General features: G+C 58.5%; 6 protein-coding genes. 4 read left to right on the forward strand and 2 right to left on the reverse strand.

Translation table 11 applies throughout. The annotated features are described in order from the left end of the window. Nucleotides 1-76 precede the first annotated feature (76 nt). From B2344_RS09775 to B2344_RS09790, 4 genes are all read left to right on the forward strand, one after another. Nucleotides 77-775 (forward strand): TetR/AcrR family transcriptional regulator, encoded by a 699-nt coding sequence (locus B2344_RS09775; protein ID WP_290482200.1) that lies wholly within the window; start codon nt 77-79, stop codon nt 773-775. 369 nt (nt 776-1144) lie between these two features. Further along, complete coding sequence (locus B2344_RS09780; RefSeq protein ID WP_290480726.1) at nt 1145-1579, forward strand: hypothetical protein; 435 nt, start codon at nt 1145-1147, stop codon at nt 1577-1579. Between the two features lie 59 nt (nt 1580-1638). Next, a complete protein-coding gene (locus tag B2344_RS09785; protein ID WP_290485118.1) occupies nt 1639-3474 on the forward strand; it encodes a copper resistance system multicopper oxidase in 1836 nt (611 codons plus the stop codon). Continuing rightward, nucleotides 3471-4280 (forward strand): copper resistance protein B, encoded by an 810-nt coding sequence (locus tag B2344_RS09790; protein WP_206993093.1) that lies wholly within the window; start codon nt 3471-3473, stop codon nt 4278-4280. Before B2344_RS09785 ends, B2344_RS09790 begins: the two co-directional genes overlap by 4 nt. 293 nt (nt 4281-4573) lie before the next feature. Here the strand turns inward: B2344_RS09790 and B2344_RS09795 are convergent, their stop codons facing one another. Then, on the reverse strand, nt 4574-5551 hold the full coding sequence (locus B2344_RS09795) for a hypothetical protein (RefSeq protein WP_290485119.1): 978 nt from the start codon (nt 5549-5551) through the stop codon (nt 4574-4576). A 27-nt stretch (nt 5552-5578) separates the two neighbouring features. Then, nucleotides 5579-6102: cupin domain-containing protein (locus B2344_RS09800; protein ID WP_290485120.1), on the reverse strand; the 524-nt coding region annotated here is incomplete at its 5' end.

Here is a 6102-nt window from a genome sequence, read left to right on the forward strand (position 1 = left end):
GGCGATGCAAACCGTTGACACCGTGCCCAATTGGCCATTGACCAAAGAGAACCGAAACAGATGGCTCACTGACCGAATGACAAAGACAGCACCCAACCGCCGCCGAATGACGAAGGCTGAGCAGCGCGCCGAAACCATGGAGCAGATTTTGGACGAGGCGGAATACCTTTTCGCCCAGTCGGGCTTTAATGGCGTCACTCTGAAGGACATTGCCAAACGTGTGGGGGTGCACCACACGTTGCTGAACTACTATTTTGACGACAAGAAGAGCGTCTTTGATGCAGTGATCGCGCGCCGGGCGAGTGTGACAAGTTCGCTACGCATGAAAGCGCTTGATGAGTATGACAAGGCGAGCGGTGGAAAACCAACTGTCGAGGGGGCCCTGCGCGCCTTTCTCGACACGGACCTCGACCTTTACAGTCAGGGCGGCGAAGGCTGGAAAAATTACGGTGTCCTCGGTGCGCAGTCTTCAAACACGACCTATGGCGCAGAGCTCTTCGATTTCCACTTTGATCAGGTTGTCCTGCGCCTGATTGGCCTGCTGGAAAAGGCCCTGCCCGACTGTTCGCGCGAAGACCTGTTTTGGGGCTACCACTTCGTCACCGGCGCCTTGATGCTTACGCTCGGCCGCACGGGTCGGATCGATCGTTTATCTGACGGGCTCTGCAAATCTGACGACTTCGAAGCAGCCAAGGAACGCATGGCTTCCTTCATGGCCGGCGGATTCCACGAGCTTTGCAAAAAGCGGAAGAACGGCAGCGACGCTGCAAGCTAGCGGTACAATCAGGGGTATCTCTTTAGAGCGCTTCGGCCGCGCCCCTCTACGGCGCCCTGCACAACTTCCGAAAGTATCTGGTTATCCAAGGTGAGATCCGAGGTTGCCCAGCGGTGCCGCGCATTCTCCTTCTCGACCTCCTTGATCCGGTTGGCCTTGGTCAACCTGCAGCTCGCCATACTCATTGAGCCACCGACTGCTAGTCTGCTCCGTTACGCTGATCGAAGACGCCAATGGTGAATGCTAGTCGGAGCATTGCAAAGGCATGGAGGACCTCGTCGCAGAAGCCCGAAACCACATTGTCGAGGCGGAGAATGATGGCGCGGTACAGGATGTTCTGGCGATCGAGACAGGCCTTGCATACTGGTCATGACGCTCCTTGAATTGTCCCCCAATGGGGGTGTAGGTTCAAACCTGATGAACATGATAGTCTCCATCCTTGTCGCCGTCTTTTTCGGCCTGTCGCAAAGTCTCTGCCTCAGTCCTGTTGCCGCGTCCGGAACTGCCGGGTCCGGGCAAAACACGACTGCGCAGATGGCGGACGGTCATGGCAAGCATGAGACGCCGCCCTGCGAACAGGAGAGCGACCATTGCGACATGCAATTAGTCGCAGCAGCAAAAGGCGAGAGGATGGGTACGCTGGCCGGTCTCGTCGGAAGCGGGGTCAAGGCGCCAGTCACGCTTACCAACCCGGCCTGGTCCGCGATTCCTCTTCGCGCACCGCTTCGTAGGATCGTACCGGATCGGCGAAGTTGGCCGCAATCCCCCTCCCCCCTGCATTTGAAAGTCCGTTTCCTGAATTGAGACCGCACCCGCCGGGCACTCAGCCCGTCTGGTTAAATTTCAATTCAATGGAGATATCTGTGATCAATAGAAGACATTTGCTGCACTCTGCGCTGGGCGCGGGAGCAGTCCTGGGCTCGGCAAAGCTCCTTCCCGCCTGGGCAAGATCCGCAAGCGCCGGAAATCTCGGCATAGCCTCGCTCTCTGGCACGCGGTTTGACCTCGACATTGACCGGTTTCCGGTGCGCATCAATGGTCGAGACGGAATGGCAACAGGAATCAACGGGACCCTGCCAGGTCCACTCCTGCGCTTTCGGGAAGGCGATGATGTCACGCTCAACGTGACGAACCGCCTCCAGGAGGATACGTCGATCCACTGGCATGGGCTGCTTGTGCCATTCCACATGGACGGCGTGCCCGGACTCAGCTTTCCGGGCATAAGACCGGGCGAAACCTTCAAGTATCAATTCAAGGTGCCGCAGAACGGGACCTATTGGTACCACTCCCATTCGGGTCTTCAGGAACAGCTCGGCCATTACGGCCCGATCATAATTGATCCTGCCGATCCGGATCCGGTTCTCTATGACCGGGAATATGTCCTTGTACTCAGCGACTGGAGCTTCACCCATCCGCACCGGATCTTCGCTCAGTTGAAGAAGAATCCGGAAAGCCTGAACTATAACCGGCCGACCCTCTCCAATCCGGTCGGTCTTGGCGGCATGTGGGGCCAGATGAGGATGAGCCCGAGGGATATCGCCGATGTGTCAGGGGATACATATACCTATCTCATCAATGGACATGCGACGGTCGACAATTTCAACATGGCCTTCCAGCCGGGCGAACGGGTTCGCCTGCGCATCATCAACGCCTCCGCCATGACCCTCTTCAATGTCCGCCTCCCGGGCTTGCCAATGACAGTGGTCCAGGCCGACGGCCTGAATATCCAGCCGGTCGAGACCGATGAATTTCAGATGGGAGTTGCGGAAACCTATGACGTGATCGTCGCGCCAACCGAGGCCCGGGCCTATGCATTCGTCGCCGAATCGATTGACCGGACGGGCCAGGCCGTTGCCACACTCGGCCCGCGTGCCGGGATGAAGGCCACGGCCCCCGCCCTCCGGCCCGTGCCAATACTGACCATGCGGGACATGGGCATGGCCCATGGCGACATGCCAGGCATGAGCCATGATGCCGGATCTGAATCCGGCACGGCGCAGCCCGGTCATGACATGAGCGGGCACGACATGGGCGCCATGCCCATGAAACCCGATCCCGACGGTCCCGCCATCCAGCCCGTCAGGATCGAAGCAGATATCAAACGCGGTCCGGGCGTGGTGAACATCGCCGCGATGGCGATGAGCCGGCTCGAGGAGCCGGGTATCGGCCTCGAGGACGTGCCGCACCGAACACTGACCTATAGCCAACTGCGGGCCCTCGACATGAACGAGGATCACCGCCCCCCCGGTCGCGAGATCGTCATCCATCTGACCTCGAACATGGAACGCTATATGTGGTCGTTCGACGGGGTGAAGTTCTCGGAAGTTACACAATCCATCAAGTTCTATGAGGGCGAAAGGTTACGGCTCACCCTGATCAATGACACGATGATGCCGCATCCCATTCATTTGCACGGAATGTTCTTCGATCTCGTCAATGGCGGCGGCCATCACAAGCCGCGCAAGCACACCGTAACAGTCAAACCCGCAGACAAGGTCAGTGTAGATATTACCGCCGAACATGTCGGGGACTGGGCATTTCACTGCCACCTGCTCTATCATATGCATGCTGGTATGATGCAGGTCGTGAGCGTGCTTCCCGCCGCGCATCCCGAACACCCCGGAGTGCCTGAGCCAGAGCCGGGCGCAGATATGCATATGGACCATCAGGCCATGAATCACGGGGGGCACGCACAATGAGCCTCGTGAAACGAATACTGCGTGCCCTCATTTTCTCGAGTGCCGGGATAGGCGCTCCCCTGAATGCAATCACCCAGGAAGCCCATCAAAGCCCCCCGTGGAATCAGGCCGACGCGCTTCATGGCGCGGACGTCATGGCCGAAGCCCGCCAACGGGTTCTCGCAGAGGGAGGAGATCAGAAGCATTTCTACGTCATGTTCAACCAGCTTGAGGCACAATTTGCCGAAGCGGAAGACCGCTTCGCCTGGAATGGCCAGGCCTGGTATGGCGGCGATCTCAACAAGCTCTGGGTCAAGAGCGAGGGACATGCCTCGCTCACGGACGGTGGCGTTGAGGAAGCCGAAATCCAGGCACTCTACTCCCGGGCCGTGGCGCCCTTTTGGGATATTCAGGCCGGCCTGCGATACGATATCGAGCCGGACGGCCTCGCCCATGGTGTGGTCGCCCTGAACGGGCTCGCGCCTTACTGGTTCGAAGTCGAGACTGCCGCCTTTCTAAGTGAGCAAGGTGATCTCACCGCCCGGATAGAGGCGGAATATGAGTTGTTGTTGACCCAGAGGCTGATCCTTCAGCCAAGCATCGAGGCGGAGCTTTCCGCGCAGCCGGTACCGGATCGTGAGACAGGATCTGGTTTAACCTCGATCAGTGCGGGACTGCGCCTTCGATATGAGGTCAGGCGGGAATTTGCGCCCTATCTCGGACTCGAATGGCACCGCGCCTTGGGGGACACCCGCGACATGATCGAAGCGACGGGTGAAGATGGAGAGGAAATCGTTTTTCTCGTCGGACTCAGGGCCTGGTATTAGGCGACGGAGATGGACCGGATCACCGGTCCGCCTCTTCCGCACACCATGAGACGTGATTGGCCTGTCTCCGACGTGTCAGCCCCACGCGCCTGACACGTCGGAGGGTGCCGGGCTTTCGCAATTTGCAGGATGTGCCAGCCGGATCAGGCATATTGCTGGTCACCCGCAGGGACACCGGCCTTCCTGAGCGCAGGGGGCAGGCACAGAAAATGGATGCGCATGGCCATCCCAGGAGGGCCATGCGCGTTCGCGATAGATGGGTGGGCCAGCGTGGAGGCCGACGCCTCATGGTTCTAGTCGAACTGGACCGCATAATCTCCGTAGATGGGATCATAATAGACGCCGCCTGCCTGGAAATCGGCATTCCAGACCCGTTCGCCAGCCGCATCGGCCCGATAGATATAGGGCGAAAGAAGCAGACGTTCCTGATGCCAGCGTCCCTCCTGCCCGGAGGGAATCTGCATGCCGGACCCATAAAGCATCAATCCGTCATCGGACCGTATTTCGTGCTGCGGGCTTACGTCCCGATACTCATGGCTGACATTCATCAACTTGTGACCCAGCTCATGGGCGATTGTCAGCTTGTTGGTTGCGTCATGCTTTGTCAGTGTGATCACGCCGCGTATACGGTCAGGAATCGTGTCCGCATATGTGTAGGATGGAAAGGACAGACCGGACGTGTTCACCACTTTCGGAGCCCAGTTCCGTCCCCCGTCGAGATCCTCATAATACGGCATGTAGACATTCTGCATCGCAACCAGATAGATGGTCCGACTGTTTTCCGGCGCCGGCTCGATGATGGTCTCGAACGCCGCCACCGCTCCATCCGACATTTCTGTCGGATGGATGGCGCTCTGGACATACATGTTGCCATAGCCCCCGGACGGCAGATCGGTCTCCCAATTGGATGCCGTGATCGCCAGGTGCTGAGGGTCGACCTGCCCCGTCTTGATCCAGAGAAGCTTGAACTGGACCCCGGTGGGCTCAAAGACCTTTTTCGCATTGAGGAATTCTTCCACCAATCCGCTGAGTGGCAGTTTCTCGACCGCATCCCGGTGAAGATTCGAAGGATAATACAGACCAATATCCACGGTCGGTTTCCCGATTTCGAGATCGGCATTGATCGCTTCGACATCCACGGAGTCGACGAGGCTCCACTGCACATCGCTTTGCTCCACTGGCTCCGAGGTAAAGGCTGCGGTGGAACTGGTCCCAGCACATCCGCCCAGGCTCAGAGCCAGAAATGATACGGCAAGAAAGGTCTTCTTCATGGATAGTCTCCTTCTTGATGACAGGGATTACTTGTTTAGCCCGGAGGCTTCGAGCACGGCACTGAAGTCCGGATTCTTCGACCGGGCGAACTGGATGGCCGGATGGTCGGCAGGCAACTGGCTATAGTAGAAGGGTTCGCCATCCTTCAGCTGCTCGTCCAGGCCGGCCGCCATATCCTTGATCCCCGCGACAAAGGAATCATAGTCATCGCCTTCACGCTTCTTCTTGAAGATCAGGATCTCGGCCCCTTCCGCAAAGGGCGCTTCCCAGCCGGTGGGCATGTTCGAGCCGAAATGGAAGATCGACCCGGCTTCCATCACCTTCCGCTTGCCTTCGCTGCACAAGACATAGCGGCCACTTAGCGTATAGACGATGCTCTCGGTCGGGTGCGGGTGCTCGGACAGGAACATGCCCGGCTCCAGGCGGAGCGTATAGGCACGCAGCTCTTCGCCGAACAGGAGCGGACCGAAATAGCCTTCATGCGTGAACGTGGCGCTGCCACTGTTCATGGCCTCCTGGACACTTTCGATGATCTCCACATTGTTCGCCA

Source organism: Hyphomonas sp. UBA3195 (genome assembly GCF_002366485.1).
Taxonomy (GTDB): domain Bacteria; phylum Pseudomonadota; class Alphaproteobacteria; order Caulobacterales; family Hyphomonadaceae; genus Hyphomonas.

Bases quoted from the DNA above. Each gene is read 5' to 3' on its own strand.
- B2344_RS09795 (WP_290485119.1), bottom strand. From the start codon at position 5,551: ATGAAGAAGACCTTTCTTGCCGTATCATTTCTGGCTCTGAGCCTGGGC.
- B2344_RS09775 (WP_290482200.1), top strand. From the start codon at position 77: ATGACAAAGACAGCACCCAACCGCCGCCGAATGACGAAGGCTGAGCAG.
- B2344_RS09790 (WP_206993093.1), top strand. From the start codon at position 3,471: ATGAGCCTCGTGAAACGAATACTGCGTGCCCTCATTTTCTCGAGTGCC.
- B2344_RS09780 (WP_290480726.1), top strand. From the start codon at position 1,145: ATGACGCTCCTTGAATTGTCCCCCAATGGGGGTGTAGGTTCAAACCTG.